Genomic DNA, 22115 nt, shown 5'->3' with positions numbered 1-22115 from the left:
CCTGCGAATATGCAGGTATTTCTGGGGTTATAGGTCTTTTTGGCTCTTTTTGGTGCAAAAGCCTGCACTTTTGCATTAATTTCCCAATTTTTAGCTTTTTCGCATAAAATAGATGTATTTTTGCATCTTTGACGATGGATTTCAGTGCGAGAGGCGTGGGGGTGGAGGAGGTGTTCGAGCGCAGCTAGGCTGCCGCGAAGAATCTGGTGCTGCTTGGTGGCAGCGAAGATTCTGACGCTGTTTGGTGGCCGCGAAGAATCGGACGCTGTTTGGTCGCAGCGACACCACCAAAAAAGGAGCCAAGCGCATACGCGCTTAGCTCCTTTTCCCCTCTCGCTCTGCCTTAGTCTTCCCCGCTCTTACGCACGGCCTCACCGCAAATACAAGCTCAGCGGCTGCAGCTTCAATTGCTTCAAGCCAGCATGAACCAGCTTCGCAACTTCAATCCCGCCCAACTGCTGAAAATGCGTGTTATCTTCCACGCCATCCGGGAAATTCATGAACTCACCTGGCGCAAGCCACATGAATAGCCGTTTCGTTCCCTCGGGTCCTAGCGCTTCAAACAATACCTTGCTGCTTGCAGCCAGATCGATCAAGGGAACTTCTTCCGCCGCTGCCAACTCGCGCATCGCAATCAGATAGTCACCGTGTGTATCACGCAATGTGCCATCTTCTTCGAAGAACCGACGCTGTACGGATGTGACCAGAATCGGGTATGCGCCACGCGCCCGGGCACCGTCGATGTAGATTTTCAGCGTTTCCTTGTAAGAGGAAAATGGCTCCGTATATCGCGCTTCGTCTGGCTTCTGGTCATTATGACCGAATTGGATGAGCAGGTAATCGTGGGGTTTGATTTTGCTCCAAATCGTATCCAAGACACCTTCACCGATAAAACTCAATGAGCTCCGCCCCGACAAAGCATAATTAGCTACCGCCGCATCGGCTTTGATGAACAGTGGCAGCATTTGACCCCAGCCCGCGTACGGATATCCGTCTGACGGCTGATCAGTCACGGTAGAATCTCCTGCTAGAAACAACGTACAAGCTGTAGGCATCGGCTCAATTTCCAACGCATTGATGCGCGGTGCTCTACCTGTGAAGGTGAACTTCAGTTGCGAATCCGTGACCCAAATCGAGAAGCTCGCACGCGCAAAATGTCCCGCAGATGTACGCTGCTTATGAAGCAACATCCTTCCTTCGCCCGTGGTGATCGTCGTTTCTGTTTCAGCGATCTCATCGCCAAGTAGGATCGAAACACGATATGTCCCGTCCGGAACATCCACAAGAAACGACGTGTCCAGCGGAATACAGAAATCTCTACGCAATGTACCAGGCTCGTCTCGATCCTTGGCATGCACATTCTTCACATTGCTAAATCCATAGCCAGCCGTTCTCTCATACTCACTATGCGGCGTAATCTTCGTGTAGCCTGCCTCCGGGTTCCCCACCCCGAAATCGAACTTTAATGCGTGTGTCATCTTAGATTCCCTTCCTCTTCTAACGTTACAACGGAATTTCACCGCCTGGATATAAGGTTGAGCTGGACAAGCGTTTGGGCTGCGGCAGTTGTGTGCCGGATCGTCCTTCAACCAACGCAAGCGGTCCACTTGCATAAATCGCTGCCGTGTCATCATTATAAATAATGACTTGCTCCGTCCCACTACCACATACATCGGCATGTACGGCATATCCATTTTGCGGAAATTCAACAACAACGTTCATCTCACCATCATACAAAGAGGGCCAAACCCCGCCTCCTCTACGGTAGGCAAGTATCAAATCGGCAGCACCCGCTTCCCAGCCGCGGAGTGGCTCGATAATTGTTAACCAACCGTCCGTTTGACGGTCTTCCTTCCATATCTCAACACCTTCGCTGTCGAGGAGAAACAGTGCATCCTTCCCCTTCAAGCCTTTCCCATCATCCTCACGAACGAGACGATCCAATCCAGCAATCTGTAACCCTGGTTTATCACTGCGGAATCTGCCCAGAGCGATATGCTGCGATTCAATAGAACCTTCGTAACGCCAGAGTTCTTTGCCGAAACGGTCATACATTACCGTAACACTTCCGCCGATCACAAGCTCCGGATGTCCATCCCCATTCACATCCCCGACCCATATACAGTCGGCATGGTCATCAAGATCCCGACAACTCCACAGCTTCTGACCATCATGGTCCAGTAAATCATAACCTGCCATGACCTCGTCTCTGCCATCGCCATCCAAGTCATACACCCATGGGAAATGTCCAGGATTACCTTCATGCGTCCATAATAAATTAAAATGACGATCGAGCGCCCACATGGTGTGATAACGATCCTTCAAGATAATGTCACTGGCATACGCTCCACCGGTCAAATTCGCCACGATGATGCAATCATGGGCTTGCTCACTCGGAAGATCGTGAGAAGCTTTCACCTCACCAGTCCTCCCGTTGAGGATAAGAAAACGACCATCCATTACGCAGAGCACTTCTAACTGACCATCGCCATCGATGTCAGCGATCTGTGCTGGGTAGTCAGACCCCGCACTGCCTGCTCCTGCATCTGGCTTGCCTGTTTGCCATAGCACATTGCCCTCCAGATCAATTGCTGTCAGGCATTGCACCTGATGGGGAATATATCGAACATCCTGCCTGTTGTCGGGATGCACAAGCAGCATCTCCATGCGACCGTCACCGTTCAGGTCACCTAGGAGCATTTTGCAGCGCGGACCAGCGGCACGGATATCTATTTTGCCAACCAAATAAGCTTCTTTCGTTCTAACTTCCACAGCACATCTCTCCTCACATTCCATTATTGGGGCAGCCATTCCGAGATAAGCTCAAGCGCGATAATCGTATTTAATGACCATTGAGCGGCCTCATTCGTGTTCATCCAATCGATCTCATGCAAGGTGTCCACGTGAGTAACGATGGTAGCGTCCTTTTGAAGGTCTACTTTGGCAAACTCGTTCCCTAGCAAAATGGACCAACACTTCTCCGCAGTCTCATCATCCCGCTTATAAAATGCGCCATACGCAGTAATCGCTGCACTGAGCACAGGATGCTCAAAATGTTTCGTCGAGATCTGACCGTACGTCAGCTTATCCTTTTGCTCCTGTGTTTGGTTATAATACACGCCGAGCTCTGCCATCATGTTTTCCCACTCAGGGTCCTTTAACATACCAGCCAGCTCGAACCACACTTGCGGTCCTCCCATACAAATGGCCAAGTGCCTGCCCCAATTATCATCACCAAGCGGCGAGAGCACGCCAGTCTTGGGATCATACCCATAGGTGGGTCCCGAAATGAGCCCATAGTTAGCGTTTTTAATACAATTGATGCCTACTACAATTTTGTCGCGATAGGAAGTATCCTCATAGCGCTCCCAACGCGTCATCCAGTTCGAGCTGAAAGCCGCCCAATCAGGACCTACACGGATATGCGTGGGATGCTCATCTTTCGGAAAATAAGCTCGCATCGGATCCAAATTCACTGTCGTGAAATCCGAATCACGCACTTCATCCATGATATCCCCGATTCGCTCATCAGCGGTCAAATAATAGAAATACCGATGCAAGCCCGCCATCCCAATGCGGGCTTCCTTGCAGCCGCAGCCCCAGTGAACCACATTATGCCTGGAACCAAGTCCTGCATATTCACCAAAATGGTACAAATCCACTTCACTGGTGTGACGAGTCATGGCTTCTGCCATTCGAAAAATATCCGCTCGACCCGTGCGGAGGAACATCACCCACAGCCACATGTTAGGCGCGAGCTCTGTATTTTGCCATGCACAGCCGCCTAAATCATAATTCCACACATGTCTAACAGGATCATAACTATGCATGTAATCGCCATAATCCCAGAAACCATACCACTTCCGCTGCTCAACTTCATCTTGATAAAAAGAAATAATCCCATCCAGCCGATTCTCCAACTGCTCTTTCACAGGATGATTGCGGTCTGGTAAACTCCAATAGCCAAAAGCCCCTGACGCGTGATAATACGCTGGTTCGCACACAAGAAGCGAAGGATTCTGCGTCTCCTCCTGCATATACGCAAGAAGTTCCGCATCCGGCGTTTCCTTGGTACACCACAGCATCAACTCACTCGTGTTCGCTATGCCGTATGGCGTAGCACGGAGTTCTTCCGCTCCTTCGTACGAGGATTCTACATGTGTTTCTGTATCATAATGGCGAAGGTCCATCGCTGCCCCGTCTGGTGACCACAACCAGATTGTAAACGCAGCCTCCGCCCCCGCTGTACCGTGTACCTCCAAGCTTGAAGGATGCTTCTCCCAAAAATGACGCAGCCCCACCGCTAGGCCACCGCCTTCACCACCGACATAGCCCAGACCACCAGCTCGCGCGCCGTCGGTTACCTTAACCCAACTGCAGCCGGCTTGGGTACGCTTCCAAATACGATAATGCTCCGACGAATCTTGCACGAGCTTAAAGCTATCCCAAGTGGCTGAATCATCCAGCAGTCCAAGAAAATAAGCATCTTTTGCAGGGTCAAAAGTGGTCAGCTCACCTGCTGTTTGACGCTCAAATAACTCCCTGTACTTCCCTTTCGTTCGACGGGTATGTAAAGTTTTGGGGGATTCGCTGAAATACCCGCGATCTCCTGCCAATCGAATATGCCGATTGTATTGGGCACCTCGCATCGGCAACGTGAAACGAATGCCTAAGCCTTGGATGAAATCCTCGTGCGGATTCCCATCATAATGAAACGTATGCAGGAGTTTAATCGTTTCCTGCCCCGCGTACATATACATACGCAGTGTAAAAGGCAGCCACTCTCTGGTTCCCGTCGTCGAGCGGAGTCTGCCGTCTAGCTTAACGACGGCCCGAATGGGTCCGTCTTGTTCAACAACCGTACGTACGACTCGACTTTCGAACGTCTCCTCGCGACGAATGCGAACACCGGACGCTTCGCTCACGTCTTCTTTCAAACCAATCAGCACGCCACCGTTGCAGATTACGTTGCCTTCACGTACGATACGGTGAAGCAATTGTTTCCCCTGCTTGCCTATTGTGCATTGCATAACACCTGTATCCAATGTAAGGGTCTCATCCGTTTCCGTTACGAGAATACGATGATCGGAATCGGGACCTTTCCCTTTACGAATTGTTAAGTCATTTGTTGATTCAGGGAGGACGGTTGCCGAATGCGCGGACCATTTCACGCTGCCATCCGGCCAATAAGCCGTCGGCCAGCTTTGCACCGGTACAGCTCCTTGACCGTCGGCAGTTTCCAACCGCAATGACTCCGCACGCCCCAGCTCACCTTCGCGCCAAGGAATTCCCCATGTTATCCCTACAGGGTTAGATGCTTCTTTGTTTAACCAACGCAGCTTAATTGCTAGATCCGAAGCCAAGCGATCATCTCCTTTTCACATGTAGCCCTATTGTAAAAAGAGGAGATCTTGCTAACAAGCGGACATTATTGCTAGGAGGTGATCCCGGTGTTTGCACTTTTTTACTGAATTAATACATTGTTGCTTAGGAAGTTCGACTGAGCTCGCGATAGCGTGTTGGCGTCATGCCTTCCAGCTTTTTGAAAATCCGATTGAAATACGTATGCTGATAGCCCACTTGATCGGCCACATCGTTAATCCGCATTTCTGATTCCCGCAGCAACTCTTTGGCTTTGTCCATGCGCAGCTCTGTCAAGTAATCAATAAAGTTTTTGCCCGTCACTTGCTTAAACGATCTGCTGAGGAAAAAAGGATTCGTCCCCGTATGTTCCGCACAATTATCCAGCGAAATATCCTGTCTATAATTATTTTGCAAATAAATCATCGCTTGTTCAATAATACGTTTTACTTGTGCATCTGAACGACCCGACATCTCCTTCATAAAAGGTTTAAGCACTTTTTCCTGAAACCACGCAAGAATACGCGTGGACTCCCGAATCTGTGAAAGCTGTTCATACAAGTTCGCACCCTTGAAAAGACGATTCGGATTAATCCCAGAGACCATAATCGCATGCTGAACATTCCCAAGCAGATGCAGCATCCCTTGCTGTACCTCAATTTCCTTGGCCCCTTTGCAGGTCAAAACGTCCAGGAAGGAGACCAGCAGTTCGCTAGCTTCCCCTTCTTTTCCTGTCCGTAAGGCTTGTATGAGCTCCCGCTCTTGTGTAAATGGATATTGCAATTCCATGTCTTCATCTCCTGCATCATTGTCTTGCTCCATATCGATAATCTGGTTCACATTCTCGAAGTATCGATAGCTTACCGCTTGTTTGGCTCGTTCAAATGCGATAGGGACATCCGAAATTAACGGGACAGGCCGACTAATGGCCAATGTCATGCGCATTTTCAAAATACGATTAATCGACTGCTTCAATTCATCACTAAAGGCTTGGCAAGCTTCTGTATAGGACTGATCCTCTGGCAAGATAAGTAGAATGCCTGCCGTTAGATCATGGAAATTGAGTGTATGACTTTGATTAAAATAAGATGCAGCCAGCTCTTCGATCATATTCACGGCCGCGAAGGTCACAAGACCCTCTTCCCCAAGGCGGAAGTTTCCTTCCACGCTGGACATCCCAATTAGTTGGACGTAGAGAACAACGAACTGCTTATTCTTCACATCCCACTTAAAGCGCTCCATTCTATGGCGCAGATCGTCCTCTGAATACGCATTCAAATAACCTTGAAGCAACTGGTGCATAAAACTATCCTGCAGGTGGGGAAGCTGTTCTGTCAGCTTCGTATTCAGTGCCAAGCTCTCATTATGCAGTTGCATCCATTGGGTTTCGAGCAAGGTGAACTCGCACTGCGGCGGGTTCGATGAGCTGCCCCCCAGCATTGTAACAAGCCTTTTGACAGGCACATAAATACGTCTAGATGCCAGCCAGGCCAGCAAAGCCGCAAGCAGCAATACCGCTAGACTCACTGTAATAATCAACTTGGAAATAAAAACGACCGGTGAAGTGATACTCGAAATCGGTGACGCGGATACATAGGTCCAATCCTCTGCTATTCTGGCCAAGCTGCCGTATGAAACGGTATACGTAGAGCCTTTCCAATCCATAAAGAAGGACCCCTTCTTACCTGCCAGTGAGCCAACTTTCTCACGAAGAGCGCTTACAAAAGGCGATGTGGACGTATTTCCGTTAGCTGATACGAACAACTCTCCAGCATTTTGAATCAGAAACGTCTCCCCGCCATCATAAGGCGTCAACGTATTGAGCATATTGGCCATCTTCTGGCTGTCAAAACGGAAAACCAATACCCCGAACGGATTCAGACTACCTCCGGGAATTTGATGAACGAGCGTTAAATCCTTGTTATCGGGACGATTCGCATCAAACGACCACTGCGTCCAGTAGGTTGTATTTTGACCATGGATGAGCGGTTCATATCTGGTTGCGGTCTCTGCTGTACGATCATCAATCTTCATGTACTCGGGATTGAACAGCACCGAGCTTGTTCCACCTACGTAAAGTTCGGCATGCTTCACCATGGCATTCGAGCCTTGCATCGCGACTAGCGTTCTAGTAATATCCTGTGTCCGTTCAAAATTCCGCACAAAATCATACCCATTTAAGCTATAGTCAAATTTATTATCGAACGCCCAATGGGATAGCAGCAGCTCTAGATTGGCTAATTGGTCATCGATATTTTGCGATCGTTGTTCAATTTGTCTGTAATGCAGTTGCAGCAACTCGCTTTCCACGCGCCCGCCTGCCATCCAATACACGAGCACGCCCATTAATAGCCCTGGTATGCCGGAGACAATGAATATCGTGATCAGGCTCTTTTTGTAAAAGCGTCCTTGACCGCCGATCACCTTGTTTAAATTTTTTGCTAGTCCTTCTTTAATGGCTCGCAACATGCCCTCACCAACCGTTCGAAAGTTTTGTTTGGAGCGAAGACTTCAACTTAGAGCGTATAACGATTGGCGCTGGGATGTAAGTTAATTTCCAGAGGAAATACATGACTTTTCCGACTTTTTGTGTTTAAAATGCAGTGGTAACCAACTCTGCGTCCCACAGTAGGATGCACGCCATAAAAAAAGCAGCCCCCAAAAATCAGGGAGCTGCTGCCTATCACTTATATCGAGAAATTTTTCATCAGTGGCATAATGAAGGAGATAACGCCCATACCCAGCTTCATAAAACTGCCGATGTTGCCAAAGAGGCCCCCTGCACCTGCACCAGCTCCTGCGCCCGCTGCTTTACCGGCTGCACCTTGACCGAGTCCACCTAACAATCCGCCGGCAGAACCTCCACCGCCAAGTAGCCCGCCAAGACCTCCGCCGGATCCTCCGCCACCAAGCAATCCGCCGAGTCCACCACCGCCAAACATTCCTAACATGCTACCCAAACCACCTAAACTACCTAAACTGGAGATCTGCGCTTTCGAATTCCCCTTTTTGCGAGGGAGTTTCTGCTTTCCTTTAAAACCTTGCAGGATAACTTGATTGGCTTGAATGTCTTTCAACACGCCATAGTAATAGGATCCATCTTTAAGCACGACACAGACAGGAGTTCCTAAATTAGCTTTGGCTTGTGCAGCAATTTTGACTGTCGCGCCATAGGCCGATTTTTGCCCTTGATAACCACGTCTTTGTTGCCTTTTGCTCTGATGTTGGGTCTTCATGCTGCTCACGCATCCTTTAGTAGACATACTTAATCTTGCTATCTTATGTTGAGCAGACAAGATTGGATTGCGCTTTAAGAACAATATTATTTGTCTCTTAAGCTTTATTGCCTTCAGCGTATTCTTAATACACAGCGAGGAACTCTCGCTTGCAACGCCGAATAAGACAAGTAAGTTAATTACGAGTCTTCAGGGGAGGTTTTATTGTGAAACCAAGAATTACGGTCTTAACATTAGGTGTAGATGATCTAGAAAAATCATTACATTTTTATCGAGATGGATTAGGTTGGTCCACAGATGGCATTATTGGAAAAGAATTTGAACATGGTGCCGTTGCTTTTTTCGACTTACAAGCTGGTTTGAAACTCGCAATCTGGCATCGTGCCAGTATCGCTTATGATACGAAGTTACAACAGACAAAACCTAGTGCAACTGAATTCACACTTGGACATAATGTCTCTAGCAAAGAAGAAGTAGATCAAGTCATGAAACAGGCGAGAATAGCTGGCGCAACCATAACCGTCTCCCCTCATGACACTTTTTGGGGAGGATATTCAGGATATTTCCAAGACCCAGATGGTCATGTTTGGGAAGTTGTCTGGAATCCACAGTGGGATAGCGCAGAATAATGTCAGATGTATTTTTGCAGTTCTCTGCTCATAGCGAGATGCTTACTATGTTAAAAAAGCACCCTCACGGGTGCTTTTCCATCTTATTTATTTCTTTGCAGCTGTATAAAGATCGTTCATTTCCTTTACCAAATCATCCCCGCCTGATTTCTTCCAAGTTTCGAACGCTGTTTTTAAAGCCGCTTCGTCACTTTGACCGACGATGAATTTAATACGAGCATCATTGATGATGTTATCCAATTGTTGACCTTTTTGTGAGTAAACCGTTGAGATGAACGGCTCTGCAGGGTTGGCAACGATGTTGGCTTCTGCCTCTTTTTGAATCTTAGCCGTTTGTAGACGAAGCGGTGTTTGCTTCACTTTCAAACCGCGATCTTCCGGAATAAACGGCAGCATTTGGTTCAAGCCTTCTACTTCGGATTCCAATAGCGCCGTTTCCTTGCTTGGCACCACTGCATCGCCGTCTTTCGTGTAATGCTTGCCTTCAATGCCATAGCCAGCTAGGGTTGTAAGATCAGGCTCGTTCATTTGATCCAAGAATTTCAGAACGCGCTTCAGTTCCTCTTCCGTCTTCACACCTGATTTGGAAATCGCCAAGATCCCGGCAAATCCAGAGGTTGGCAATGCTTTTAAGCCATTTTTACCCGTAACGCCAATCATATTATCCACATAGTGAATGTTTGGATTATCTTTGCCATCCTTCGCTAATGCCGCATGAATACGATCATCGATACGTGCAGCAGTATCGGTTACGTCAACAATAACACCAGCTTGATTGTTAACAACCGGATCGTTCCACTTCGCTGAATCAAAGACGGCAAAGTCTTGGTTAATTAGCTTCTCATCATATAGCTTCTTCATGAATTTAAGCGCTTCCATATACTCCGCTGTTTGATGTTCAGGCACGAGCTTCCCATCTACAACGCCCCATTTGTTCGGCGCACCGAACCAAAGCTTCATCGTATCAAATCCGCTTGCCCATTGTCCTGTCCATTTGACCAAAACCATGCCATACGTGTCGTCTTTACCGTTCTTATCTGGATCTTTCTCTTTGAATGCTTTCAGCATCGCGTAGAAATCATCAATCGTTTTGGGTTGCTGCAAACCAACAGCTTCCAGCCAATCTTTACGGTAGTTGATCCCATTACGACCTAAAGCACGGCCACGATAAATACCATAGTTTTTCCCCTCGATGGACGAGTTGTTCATAATGACTTGGTTTGATTTACTCAGGTTCGGGTAATCCTTCAGATATTTCCCAATTTCCCAGAAAGCGCCCGATTTCGCCGCGTTAACGAAACTTGGGTTCTTCACATCACCCACATAGATGATTTGAGGCAGCTTGCCTGAGGCCAATGTGATATTAAATTTATCTGTGTAGGAGGCATTCGGCACCCACTCCAAATGAATATTCGTGTTCGTTTTCTTCTCAATTTCAGTTGTAACCGGCCCATCATCTTTCGGAAAATTTGTTTTGAAAATCGGAAGCATGATGCTCAGATCAAGTGGTGCCAGATTCTCTGGTGCTTTGGTCTGTGTTGCTGCTTGTGTGGCGGAAGCGGATGCTGCTGGTGTTGCCGTACTCTCTTTGTCACTACTGCAACCAACGACTGTTGTCATGACGGCTGTGCCTACGGTTGCTACGGTAACCCATTTTTTCGCATTTTTCTTCATCTAAACATGCCTCCTCTAAGGTTTGGACTTGCCTCTATCTTTCATCCGTTACCCCTTGACCGAGCCGATCAAGACCCCTTTGGCAAAATGTTTTTGCAGGAACGGATAGACAAGCAAAATCGGTATGGTGCCCACGACGATCACGGCCATTTTAATGGATTGCTCGGGTGGTTTGACGAAATTCGGATCCATGGAATTGATATCCCCCGCAGCAGCCTGGGACAATAAAACAATCTGTCTCAGCATGACTTGAAGCGGCCATTTGGCAGGATCGTTGATATATAGCAAAGCTGAGAAAAAGTTATTCCAATGACCGACGGCATAAAAGAGTGTAAAAGTAGCCAAGACCGGCATGGATAACGGGAGTACGATCCGCCAGAGAAGACCGATCTCTGTACAGCCGTCGATTTTCGCAGCTTCCTCTAACTCGGGAGGAATCTCTTGAAAGAAATTTTTAACAATAATCAAGTTAAAAGCGCTAATCGCACCTGGAATCATTAATGCCCAGTAGGTGTCCAACATGTGAAGTTCACGTACAACTAAAAATGTAGGAATTAAACCGCCGCCAAACAACATCGAGAAAATAATGAGATTCAGAACGGTATTCCGTCCCATGAGACCTCGCTTCGACAAGGCATAGGCCATCGTAACGGTGAAGAACAAGTTCACGAAGGTCCCAACAACCATGACATAGAGGGATACCCCAATACTTTTGATAATCGTGCTTGTTGAGAAAATAAAGCGATAAGCCGCTAAAGTAAACGTCTCCGGAATAAGGAACACCGCACGTTGTGTCAATTCGGCATCAGATGCGAACGACCCTGCGATAACATACAGAAATGGCAGTATAGAAACGATACCAATAATACCTAGTACAAGATAATTACTTATATCGAAGATGGTTCCGGGAACGCTCTTATATTGCTTTGCCAAAACCGCTCTCCTCCTTTACCTATAAGTTTCGTATTAATAAATGCCAGATTGTCCAAATCTCTTCGCTGTCCAGTTCGCACCAAGTACCAAAATGACACCAATAACTGCTTTAAATAAACCAACTGCTGTACTGTAACTAAATGCCCCCTGCGTGATCCCCATCATATAGACATAGGTATCAAATACTTCGGCTACTTCCCTGTTCAGAGGATTCAGCATGAGGAAAATTTGCTCAAAGCCGTTATCCAACACATCGCCCATACGCAGGATTAGGAGAATAACGATTGTGCTCCGTATGGATGGCAGTGTAATGTGCCATAACTGTCTCAAGCGATTGGCTCCATCCACAATAGATGCTTCGTATTGTTCCACATCAACCCCAGCAAGCGCTGCAAGGAAGATAATCGTGCCAAACCCGCATTCCTTCCACATCGTTTGCATAATGATCATCGGCCGGAACCATTCCGGACTAGCTAAGAAATCAATTTTATAACCGAAATGTTGCTGCAAAAGCTCATTAACCAATCCGCCTTGCGTAGTAAGAAAAACATAAGTTAAGCTGGCCACAATAACTAAGGAGATAAAGTGCGGCACATAAATTAGCGTCTGAATGGTTCGTTTATACACGCTGACCTTGATCTCATTTAATAAGAGTGCCAGTATAATCGGTGCCGGGAAATAAAACACCAAGTTATATAAGGAAAGCAACAGGGTATTGCGGAGGAGCATGAAGAACTCTGGATTTGCAAAAAAGACGCGAAAATGTTCAACGCCAACCCACTCACTCTTCCAAAAGCCTAGAAAAGGCTGATAATTCTTAAAGGCAAGCAGTACGCCCCACATGGGCACATATTTAAAAATAATGAAATATAATAATCCCGGTGCTAGCAATGCGTAGATCCATTTATCCTTGCGTAATCTTGCCCACACCTGCGATCTGCGAAGCCCTTTCGCCTCGCTCACTTGTACCAGCTCTCTGTTATTAGGAGCAGTTGCCTGCTTCATCCTTTTCACCTCCATGTCATGATCGCCTTGTGAGCGTTTGTAGCCCTATTATGCAACACGTGGCATTTACCGCCTATCAGACATTTTTGTAAGCCCTTCCACATGCGATTTTTCTACCTCTATCAAAAAAGTGCAAACCGTTCAAAACAGTTGAAACACCCTAATATTTCCAGCAAGAATGTGTTATTGCCCTTGGGCATGGTAGCACTTATAGTAGAAACTAACTTTTAGATGTAGAGGATGGTTGATGGACATGGGAAACAAATTGTATCACGGTGCTGCCTGGTATCCTGAGCTTTGGAATGAAACAGTTATTGAACAAGATATTGAACTTATGAAGCAAGCAGGCATGAATGTCGTACGAATTGGCGAGTTCGCCTGGTCCAATATGGAACCAACGGAAGGAAATATTGATCTAACTTTTTTTGTTCGCATGGTCAATCTCTTGCATGAAAATGGGATTGATACCGTGATGTGCACGCCGACGCCTACACCGCCAATTTGGTTCACGCACGGACATCCTGAGCGGATGTATGTGAATGAGCAGCTGCAAGTCATGGGCCATGGCTCCCGTCAGCATGCCTGTACGAATCATCCTTACTTCCGGGAAAAGGCTGCCGCCATCACTAAGCACATTGCTCAGGCCATTGGACGCTTACCAGGTCTTATCGGTTGGCAGATCGACAATGAGTTTAAAGCACATGTCTCGGAATGTATGTGTGGAACTTGCCTTACGCAGTGGCATGACTGGCTGGAAGAACGTTATGAAACCGTTGAGAAGCTGAATGAAGCATGGGGCACGCAAATTTGGAGTGAATACTACCACAGCTTTGAGCAAGTGCCACAGCCTGGTCCTGTACCGTTCTTGCACAACTCCTCCCTGAGTACGATGTATCAACAATTCTCAATGGAAAAAATAGCCCAGTTCTCCGATGAACAAGCGGCTATCATCCGCCAATTCTCTGACGCGCCCATTACGCATAACAGCAGCGTTGCTTTCAGTGTGGATAATGAACGTTTGTTCCGTGAGCTGGATTTCGCCTCTTTCGATACGTACGCGACCTATGATCACCCTGCCAACTATTTATTAAATAATGATCTGTGGCGGAACTTTAAGCGCGGACGGGATTATTGGATCATGGAGACAAGCCCCTCCCATGCTGCTTCATTGGCGAGTTATGCGAAGCCACATCCGAATGGGTATCTCAAAGTCGAAGCTGTCGCTGCCTATGCTTTGGGCGCAGAAGCCTTCTGTTATTGGCTGTGGAGACAGCAGCGTGCTGGCTGTGAGCAGCCTCATGGTTCTGTAATCAGCACTTGGGGCAAGCCTACGGTTGGTTTCCCGAATGTGTTAGAGGTTGAGCAGGCTCGAAAAGAGATTGAAGCTACGATCTTAGCTACTCGTCCTACGCAAGCTGAGGTTGCCATGACCTATTCGGATCGCTCCAAAGCGTTCTTGAAAACCGAACCGCATCAGAAGCTGAATCATCGCGGGCTTGTAACCTCGTTCTATGAGCGGATCCTACACCTAGGGCTTCACCGAGATATCGTGCCGGAAGGTTCGGAACTAGCGGGTTACAAGCTGCTATTCACACCCTTCCTCCCTTATATTTCATCGGATTTCATGGAACGTGCTACAGCATTCGTTGCCGAAGGCGGAGTATGGGTTGTTGGCCCACTCACTGGTGGACGAACGGAGGAACACACCTTGCATACGCATGCAGCCTTAGGAGATTTGGAGCAACTCGCTGGTGTAGAGACGATCTACACGTTCCCTATGGACGGCAGTGGATCGATCGGCAGTGCCTTTGATATCGCGGCTCCATTATCGCTGTGGAGCGCAGTCTTCCAGCCGAAGGAAGCCATTGCTATTGGAACCGTGGAAGCAGGTTTAACACCAGGGTTAGCTTTCCTTACTGAGCGGACCTATGGCCAAGGCAAAATCGTCATGCTGGGCTCCATGCCAACTGGCGAGAAAGGCGAGCTGCTATTGAACAAACTCATTATGCATTATGCGGATGATGCTGGCGTTACCCTCCGCACCGATGTGTCCGCAGGTACAATTGTCGCTCCGAGACGAGGAGACCGGTATGATGTGTGGATCGTCGTTAACATGGACGGTAATGGCGGCATTGTGACACTCCCACAGGATGGCATCGACCCTGTCACAGGTATGAAATACCGTGAAGGGAAACTAACGTTAGGTCGATACGAGCATAAGGTCATTCAATTTGCCGGCCTCTTGTAGAAACCGTTCCATTTTATCAACGAATGTACCTTTTTTGAAGCAATCCACTGGGTAAACGCACTGACAAGCAGCATTCGCCTCACATACGCTGTCTAAAAAGAGGTGCACACCTAATGGCAGCTTATAAAAGCAGTTCAATAAAGAGCAAGTGGGTTAAAACGAAATGGCTGCTTCAACATTATGAATTACGCCAATATGTCCCTCGGACGTTGCTTTTTACGAAAACGAATTTGGATACCATGATTGATTCGTATAAAACTGTCTTTCTTAAGCCTACAGGCGGCTCAGGCGGTTCAAATATTATCCGTATCAAACGGAAAACGAAAGGCTTCCAGACCCAATTGAATCGCAAGAAAAATTTCTATTCCACGCAGAAGAAACTGCTTACCCGGCTGTCCAATCATGCTGGTAAGCGGTCCTATTTACTGCAGAAAGGAATTTCACTTGCAAAAACAAAAGGAAGACCTTTCGACATCCGTGTTATGGTGCAAAAAACGAATCAAGGAAGTTGGATCACCACGGGACTCTTCACCAAAATTGGAAGACCAGGCAAAGTAGCCACCAATTATAATCAAGGCGGAACGATTGGGTATTTCAAATCGACGATGCGGGGTGCAGGCTATTCGAAGGCCGATATCCAAGAGCGGGAAACGCATTTGAAACAGATGGGTGTAACGGTCGGCAATACCTTTGATTATCACAAGCGAGGTTTCCGTGAACTAGGTCTCGATGTCGCAATCGATTCCAAAGGTAATCCTTGGATCTTGGAAGTGAATACACGTCCACAGTTTTATCCGCTGAAGAACATGTCTAATCGCAAGTTGTATCAGCGAATGGTGAACACAGGCAAGCAGTATGGGCGGAAGAAGTAAATAGCTAGATTCATGACTCAAAGAAAAACCTCCAGTTAAGTTTGGCGTTTCTGTGCGTTTCGCAGAGAATGACCATTATTAACTGGAGGTTTTCCATTTAAACCAAATTGCGGGTTTGCTGCTACTACTAACACCCGTTCCCAAAACTGTTTTTCTTAGAATTCAACACCTCGGCCAGGAAAGTCAACGTTAATCCTTGTCCCCAGCCTTGGATGCGCTTGTCAGGTACGCCTTTGTAGCCTTCCGCATTTTTCATGACAGCTGTACCAGCCGATACGCCTGTTACTGTGCCATCCTCGGTAATTCGCGCCAAGATACCGTCGATCGACTTCTGTGAATACTTATTGTACAGTCTTCCTCGCGTGAGTAAAGCTGTCGCAATCCCTGATGATCCGGACGTTTCCAGCGGAGCTGTTACATCATCCAGAATAGTGTGCCACAAGCCTGACTCATCCTGTAGTCGAACAAGTGCACTTAGTTGATCTCGCAAGGAGCCATCAATAATCATAAATGAAGGATGTGTGACTTCTACGAGGTGGAGTGCGCGTGCCATCGTGAGCGCTGCCCATGAGTTGCCGCGTGCCCAGAACATGGCGGACATATTATCTTGAGCAATATTGTCCCATCCATGATAGTACAAGTTCGTTCTCGCATCCTGCAGGACATTTTCATGTCCATGATACTGTTTCAAACCTAACTCGAAATAATCGTCGTTATTCAGTAATTTACCTACACGCAGCAGGAAGTAACCAGCCATAAACATGGTATCTACCCAAGCCTGCTCGGGGAAATTGTACGTTTCGGAATTAACGGTGTGCTGGAGGATATCATCCCCAAAGCGCTCCGCTTCTGTCGTTAGGAAATTCGCCATTTCCTTCACCGTGTCCAAATATTTCTCTTCTTTCGTCACGTCATACAAGGTGAGTAAGGAATGTCCGATGGACACCGCATTAACCGAAAGCTTCGGCAAGCCATCTTCCATATTTTCATCCACCCAAGCCTTTAACCGAGTAAGATAGCTTTCATTCCCTGTCGCTGCATAGGCCTCACTAACACCATAAAATGCGACACCTCCGGGCCAATCCCAGCCGAAATCCATTCGAAATGTACGATCTACCACGCGGTCAATTGCTGATCTGATTTCATTTTCGTCAAATACTAATTTAGGCATATCTTCAAGTTCTCCTCTCATCCTCTATCCTTTCAAACCACTCGTACTAATTCCATCAACAATGTACCGTTGGAAAATGAAGAATACAACAACAATCGGTACAAGTGACGCGGATGCCATGGCGAACATGCCTCCCCAGTTATTCACGGATTCTCCGTCCAAGAAAAGCTTCAAGGCAAGAGAAACGGGGTACATACTCGGTTTGTTCAAGTAAAGCAGCGGGTTAATAAAATCTTCCCAGCGCCAGTAAAAGGAGAAGATCGTTGATGTAATGAGCGCTGGAACGATAAGTGGCACCAAAATCCGGAAAAAGATGCTGTATTTACTGCAGCCATCCATCTTAGCAGCTTCATCGAGCTCGATCGGAATCGTCCGAATGAACTGCATAATCAAGAAGATAAAGAATGGAATCGCAAAGAATTGCGGCACGATAATCGGTTTAAAGGAACCAATCCACGCTAACTTCGCAAAAAGAACATATTGTGGAATGATTGTAACGTCATGCGGAAGCATCATCGTTAGCATCATACAGCCGAACCAGAAGTTTCTCCCGAAAAATGGGATGCGGCCAAAAGCATACGCAACGAGGGCTGAGCTGACTACCGCGCCGATCGTCGACAGGATTACGATATAGAATGAATTCATGAAAAAGCGACCGAATGAATTACCTGCGAAGCCTCTCCAGCCTGTTTGAAAATTCTCCCAAGCAATCTTACTCGGAATTAAGCTATACGCGGTTGAAAATATTTCACTATTGGGCTTCAACGAGCTTGCAAGCAACCAAATGATAGGATACATCATCATGAGCGACAATAGCACTAGAAGGAGATGATAGCCAAAGCGTTTGTAGTTGTTGGAGTATGCCATGTTATTTCTCTCCTTTGTTTTCGTAGTAAACCCAGTATTTCGAAGTTTGGAAAATAACGAGTGCAATGATACCGACAAGAATGAGCATCACCCACGCCATTGCGGAAGCATAACCCATTTCGTAGAATTGGAACGCTCGGCGGTATAAGTACAACGAGTAAAGCAATGTATTGTCTAGCGGTCCGCCTTCGCCGCGGGAAATAATGTAAGCTGGCGTAAAGGTCATGAACGCAGAGATCGTTTGCATAATCAAGTTGAACAAAATAATTGGGCTGAGCAACGGGAGTGTAATTTTGAAAAACTGGCGAACTTTATTAGCCCCGTCTACGCTAGCCGCTTCATAATAAGAAGCTGGAATGTTTTTGAGACCTGCTAGGAAGATCAGCATGGAAGACCCGAACTGCCAGACGGACAATGCAATCAGTGTCCATAGCGCTGTTGACGGATTTCCGATCCAGGACGTGTCTGTATGAATCCCGATAACACCTAGAGCCGAGTTCACCAAACCTTTATCCCCGAACACTTGCGTCCACATGATGGATACCGCCACGCTTCCGCCGATCAGCGAAGGCAAGTAAAACGAGGAGCGGTAAATGCCGATACCTGAGACAGCTTTATTCAGAATTACCGCCACCATTAAGGCGAAGGCAAGTCGCAATGGCACGCTGGCGAATACATAAGTAAAGGTTACACTGACTGATTTCCAATACTTGTCGTCCGCTGTAAACATTTTTTCATAGTTGTCAAAGCCGATAAAATTCGGTGCATCAAACAAATTGTAATCCGTAAATGAATAAAAGAGTGAAGAAATAATCGGATACAGCGTAAAAATGAGAAACCCCAGAATGAAAGGGGAAGCAAATATGTACCCCACCAGGTTATCGTTATAACGCAGCTTGTTCATTGGTGATCAACCCCTAACCTTGATTTATGAAGTGGAAGCCTCGCTTCCTCTCTTCTCTACCTTTATTATAAAAGAGTTGATTCCCTGTCAGAAGGCAAAAAACCGTTCTGTTTGTATAAATAACAGAGTGATAATAGCGTTTACACGGTTCTAACAACACGCTTGCCGAGCACGAAGAAAGCCTCCGCATAAGGAACATGCAGAGGCTTTCGGGCCGAGCTTATTTTTTGTTTTTAGCCAAGATGGCGGTCGCATCCTTACGGAATTTCGCTGCGCCCTCTTCAACAGTCAACTTTTTGTACATGATTTGTTCAGCAGTATCTTTCAGCAATTTCTCGACTTCAACGGAGCCAATTGGACTTGGCGGATCCATCGGGGAAGCATTTTTCTCTGCCCAAGCTACGTACTCAAATACTTTCTTTTGTTCAGGCGTCAAGAGCGGCATCAAAGCTTCTTTCACTTTGGAGGAAACCGGTACACCGCGCTCACCCATGATGATTTTGTTCGCGTCGATATCATTGATCAAGAAGTTAATAAATTTTGCTGCTTCTTCTTTGTTTTTGGAGCTTTTTGCAACAGACCAGAACATACTTGGTTTCAAGAACAACGCTTTGTTTTGACCCCAGCTTGGTGTTTTGTTGACATCCAGCGTACGTTTAGCAGCTGTATTGAAGCCTATGAACTGATTGGACCAACCGAATGTGGCAACCGCATTGCCTAGAACCATTTCGTCGTCTTCCGCGGTTCCTTTTTTCTGTGCTAGCTTATCGAGCGGCAGTAGGTAACCGGAATCATACCATTTTTTGTACATCGTGTAGTAGTCAACAAACGCTTTATCATCCGCATAGCCAAGTCCAGCACCATCAGCCGCGTATAGCTTTTGTCCAACGCTTCTCAGATAGAACGGGAAGTACACGTCATGACGAAGATCGCCGGCAAGCAATTTGCCTTTGGCTTTCAGTGTAGCGCCAATTGCATCCAAGTCACCAAATGTCCAATCTTCTTTCGGTGTAATGCCATTATCTTTCAGCATTTGTGTATCCACCGTAGCACCTAGAGCATTGGAGCCTGCGTTTAATGCTACTAGTTTACCATCCACTTTACCGCCGGAAAGATTGTTTTCAGCAATGTTTTTCACGTCAAGCACGCCGCTTGTTGTAAATGGTGTTAAATCTTCTAATTGCCCTCTACCGCCATATTGTGTCAGGTAAGAGATGTCCATTTGAAATACGTCTGGCAAGCCATTCGCTGCTGCTTGTGGCGCAAGCTTCTTCCAGTAGTCGTCGAATGCCGCGTACTCCGACTCAATTTTCACATTCGGGTATTTTTGTTGATACAACTCAATGACTTTCAACGTATAGTCATGACGAGCTTGACCGCCCCACCAAGAAACGCGCAATGTAACTGGATCTGCTTTGGCACTTGTCGTTGGAGCTGAACTCGTAGCTGGGCTAGAACCTGTGCTTGGTGAGCTAGTTGAACCGCTAGAACCGCTTGTACCACAACCTGCAAGCAGTACTGCAGCCGAGATAATCGTAAACATAACTTTTTTCATCTGTATTTCCTCCCCAAAGTTGTAATCGGTTTCTTTCTATTCGTATTATCGCGCTGGAAGGAGGAAAGGTTAATCCAAAATACAGTCCTATTTGTTTAAAATGCAGAGGTGTCTGTCGATTTCATATACTCAGAAGGTGTCGAACCCCGGTATTTTTTGAAAACTTGACTAAAATATTGAGGATTGTCTCCGAAGCCAAGTCGCTCCGCAAGTTCAAAAATTTTGATATCCGTGTCTTCCGCAATCATTTCCGTCGCACGATTAATTCTTGCTTTCATGACATAATTGGAAAACTTCTCTCCCGTTTCCTTCTTGAATAGTTTTCCGAGATAATCCGCATTCATATACAACATGTCATGTGCAACCCAATTCAAGCTGAGCTCCGTATTCCCAAGTTGGGAGTTAATCACATCCATCACCTTCTGAACAATCGCACTGTGCTTCACTTTGTTAAGGCCATAAAAGCGTTCCGTCATGGTGAGTACCACATTTTCCATGAAAGTCTGAATATTCTGAAGCGTATGCATGTCCACAATCAAGGGGATTTGCGTAAAATAATGATTCATTTCTTCAGGTGCGCATTGTCGAACTAGGGAAACGAATTGCTGAATGACATAAGACTTCGTTACATCAATGTCCAGCTGCGCTTCCTTCAATCCTGCAATAAAAGCGTGCAAAGCAGCCTCCGCTTCCTCGCGGTGACCGGATCTCACGGACATATTGAGCCGCTCCTCATCCCAACCTAGCTCTCTCGGCGATGCTTCTTGCGAGACTTCGGTATCTTTGCGGGTAATTAAGCTGCCCTCTCCCAAATAAAAGCGATAATTCAACAGGTGCAAGCATTGCTTATACAGATGTCTAGCTTTCGTAATATGACTGGGTTCACTAAGGGCAATCGTTGTGTCCATTTTGTAATACGTCTGGAACGTATCTCGTATATGATAGATCCGCTCATGGAGCAGATCGATATGGTCGGATTCTTCCAGGAGAATTAAGACATGATTGCCGATTGTCGTACTGAGCAATGGGCTCTCTAGGATTTCCTGGGCAATATTCTTGATTGCAAACAGATGCTCGAACTCAAAGTCACCTTCCAACTGAAATAAAAGAAGACGGATTTGATAGTCAAAATCGAGCTTGAATAAGCTGCGGAAATAGTCCCAATCCCAATGGCCATACGTTTTATTCGTCACAAATTCCTTTAAAAATTGTTCCTTCACATGCGGCATCACTTTCTCAAGTTCAGCTTTCATGTTCAGAACGAACGACTCTTTATTCGTCTCTTGTTCAAGCTCAGCTACAATTTCCTGCAGCGCTTCGCCAATTTTGCCTTCGTTTGTTGGCTTTAACAAATAATGCTTAACCCCGTACTGCATGGCTCTACTCGCATAATCAAACTCACCGAAGCCTGACAACAGAACGAAGCGAATCTGAGGATACGCCTCATGCACCCGTGCCACAAGCTCGAGCCCATCCATGCCAGGCATGCGAATATCACTGATAATAATATCCGGCATCTGCACCTGTATGAAATCGAAGGCTTCCACCCCGTTCCGCGCAGTCCCGATTAGCTCTGTTTGTAAGGAGGACCAATCCATCATACGTGAAATGCCATCTAGAATGATTCTCTCATCGTCAACTAATAATACTTTGTACATCA

General features: G+C 46.7%; 16 protein-coding genes. 3 read left to right on the top strand and 13 right to left on the bottom strand.

What is annotated here, in order from left to right; all coding sequences use genetic code 11:
- Positions 1-371 precede the first annotated feature (371 nt).
- The 5 genes from J2736_RS11395 to J2736_RS11375 all read right to left on the bottom strand — a co-directional run bounded on the left by J2736_RS11395 (position 372) and on the right by J2736_RS11375 (position 8597).
- The gene (locus tag J2736_RS11395; protein ID WP_310226570.1) at positions 372-1478 is read right to left on the bottom strand and encodes a rhamnogalacturonan acetylesterase; all 1107 of its coding nucleotides are present in this window, start codon (positions 1476-1478) and stop codon (positions 372-374) included.
- A gap of 25 nt (positions 1479-1503) precedes the next feature.
- The gene (locus tag J2736_RS11390) at positions 1504-2700 is read right to left on the bottom strand and encodes a hypothetical protein (protein WP_310499099.1); all 1197 of its coding nucleotides are present in this window, start codon (positions 2698-2700) and stop codon (positions 1504-1506) included.
- Positions 2701-2795: 95 nt separating this feature from the next.
- Entirely contained in the window at positions 2796-5363 is a 2568-nt protein-coding gene (locus J2736_RS11385) for an exo-rhamnogalacturonan lyase family protein (RefSeq protein WP_310226569.1), read from the bottom strand.
- Between the two features lie 124 nt (positions 5364-5487).
- Positions 5488-7830, bottom strand: coding sequence for a helix-turn-helix domain-containing protein (locus J2736_RS11380; RefSeq protein ID WP_310226568.1), 2343 nt, complete (start codon positions 7828-7830; stop codon positions 5488-5490).
- A 218-nt stretch (positions 7831-8048) separates the two neighbouring features.
- On the bottom strand, positions 8049-8597 hold the full coding sequence (locus J2736_RS11375; protein ID WP_310226566.1) for a hypothetical protein: 549 nt from the start codon (positions 8595-8597) through the stop codon (positions 8049-8051).
- A 206-nt stretch (positions 8598-8803) separates the two neighbouring features.
- Here J2736_RS11375 and J2736_RS11370 point away from each other — a divergent pair, with 206 nt between their 5' ends.
- Positions 8804-9226, top strand: a complete 423-nt coding sequence (locus tag J2736_RS11370; RefSeq protein WP_310226565.1) for a VOC family protein — start codon at positions 8804-8806, stop codon at positions 9224-9226.
- Positions 9227-9313: 87 nt separating this feature from the next.
- On the opposite strand, the gene J2736_RS11365 is transcribed toward J2736_RS11370, so the two are convergent.
- From J2736_RS11365 to J2736_RS11355, 3 genes are read right to left on the bottom strand one after another with little or no spacing between them, the layout of a single operon-like run.
- Positions 9314-10900, bottom strand: coding sequence for an extracellular solute-binding protein (locus J2736_RS11365; RefSeq protein WP_310226563.1), 1587 nt, complete (start codon positions 10898-10900; stop codon positions 9314-9316).
- 48 nt (positions 10901-10948) lie between these two features.
- A complete protein-coding gene (locus J2736_RS11360) occupies positions 10949-11833 on the bottom strand; it encodes a carbohydrate ABC transporter permease (protein WP_310226561.1) in 885 nt (294 codons plus the stop codon).
- Positions 11834-11866: 33 nt separating this feature from the next.
- On the bottom strand, positions 11867-12838 hold the full coding sequence (locus J2736_RS11355; protein ID WP_310226559.1) for an ABC transporter permease: 972 nt from the start codon (positions 12836-12838) through the stop codon (positions 11867-11869).
- A gap of 253 nt (positions 12839-13091) precedes the next feature.
- Between J2736_RS11355 and J2736_RS11350 the strand changes: the two genes are divergently transcribed.
- Both J2736_RS11350 and J2736_RS11345 read left to right on the top strand, forming a co-directional pair.
- On the top strand, positions 13092-15086 hold the full coding sequence (locus tag J2736_RS11350) for a beta-galactosidase (protein ID WP_310226557.1): 1995 nt from the start codon (positions 13092-13094) through the stop codon (positions 15084-15086).
- A gap of 113 nt (positions 15087-15199) precedes the next feature.
- Positions 15200-15958 (top strand): YheC/YheD family protein, encoded by a 759-nt coding sequence (locus tag J2736_RS11345; protein WP_310226556.1) that lies wholly within the window; start codon positions 15200-15202, stop codon positions 15956-15958.
- Between the two features lie 127 nt (positions 15959-16085).
- Here the strand turns inward: J2736_RS11345 and J2736_RS11340 are convergent, their stop codons facing one another.
- From J2736_RS11340 to J2736_RS11320, 5 genes are all read right to left on the bottom strand, one after another.
- Positions 16086-17129 carry a glycoside hydrolase family 88/105 protein gene (locus tag J2736_RS11340; RefSeq protein WP_310226554.1) on the bottom strand — a complete coding sequence of 348 codons (1044 nt, stop codon included), beginning with the start codon at positions 17127-17129 and terminating at the stop codon, positions 16086-16088.
- Positions 17130-17153: 24 nt separating this feature from the next.
- A complete protein-coding gene (locus J2736_RS11335) occupies positions 17154-17933 on the bottom strand; it encodes a carbohydrate ABC transporter permease (protein ID WP_397340652.1) in 780 nt (259 codons plus the stop codon).
- A gap of 64 nt (positions 17934-17997) precedes the next feature.
- Complete coding sequence (locus tag J2736_RS11330) at positions 17998-18900, bottom strand: carbohydrate ABC transporter permease (protein ID WP_310226550.1); 903 nt, start codon at positions 18898-18900, stop codon at positions 17998-18000.
- Between the two features lie 220 nt (positions 18901-19120).
- Positions 19121-20455: an ABC transporter substrate-binding protein gene (locus J2736_RS11325; RefSeq protein ID WP_310226548.1), complete on the bottom strand. Its 1335-nt coding sequence runs from the start codon at positions 20453-20455 to the stop codon at positions 19121-19123.
- A gap of 95 nt (positions 20456-20550) precedes the next feature.
- Positions 20551-22113, bottom strand: a complete 1563-nt coding sequence (locus J2736_RS11320; protein ID WP_310226546.1) for a response regulator transcription factor — start codon at positions 22111-22113, stop codon at positions 20551-20553.
- Positions 22114-22115: the final 2 nt, after the last annotated feature.

Origin of the sequence: Paenibacillus qinlingensis (assembly GCF_031455095.1) — a bacterium.
Lineage (GTDB): Bacteria > Bacillota > Bacilli > Paenibacillales > NBRC-103111 > Paenibacillus_E > Paenibacillus_E qinlingensis_A.
Note: the sequence above shows the minus strand (reverse complement) of the source record. Positions and strands in the feature narration are given on the sequence as shown.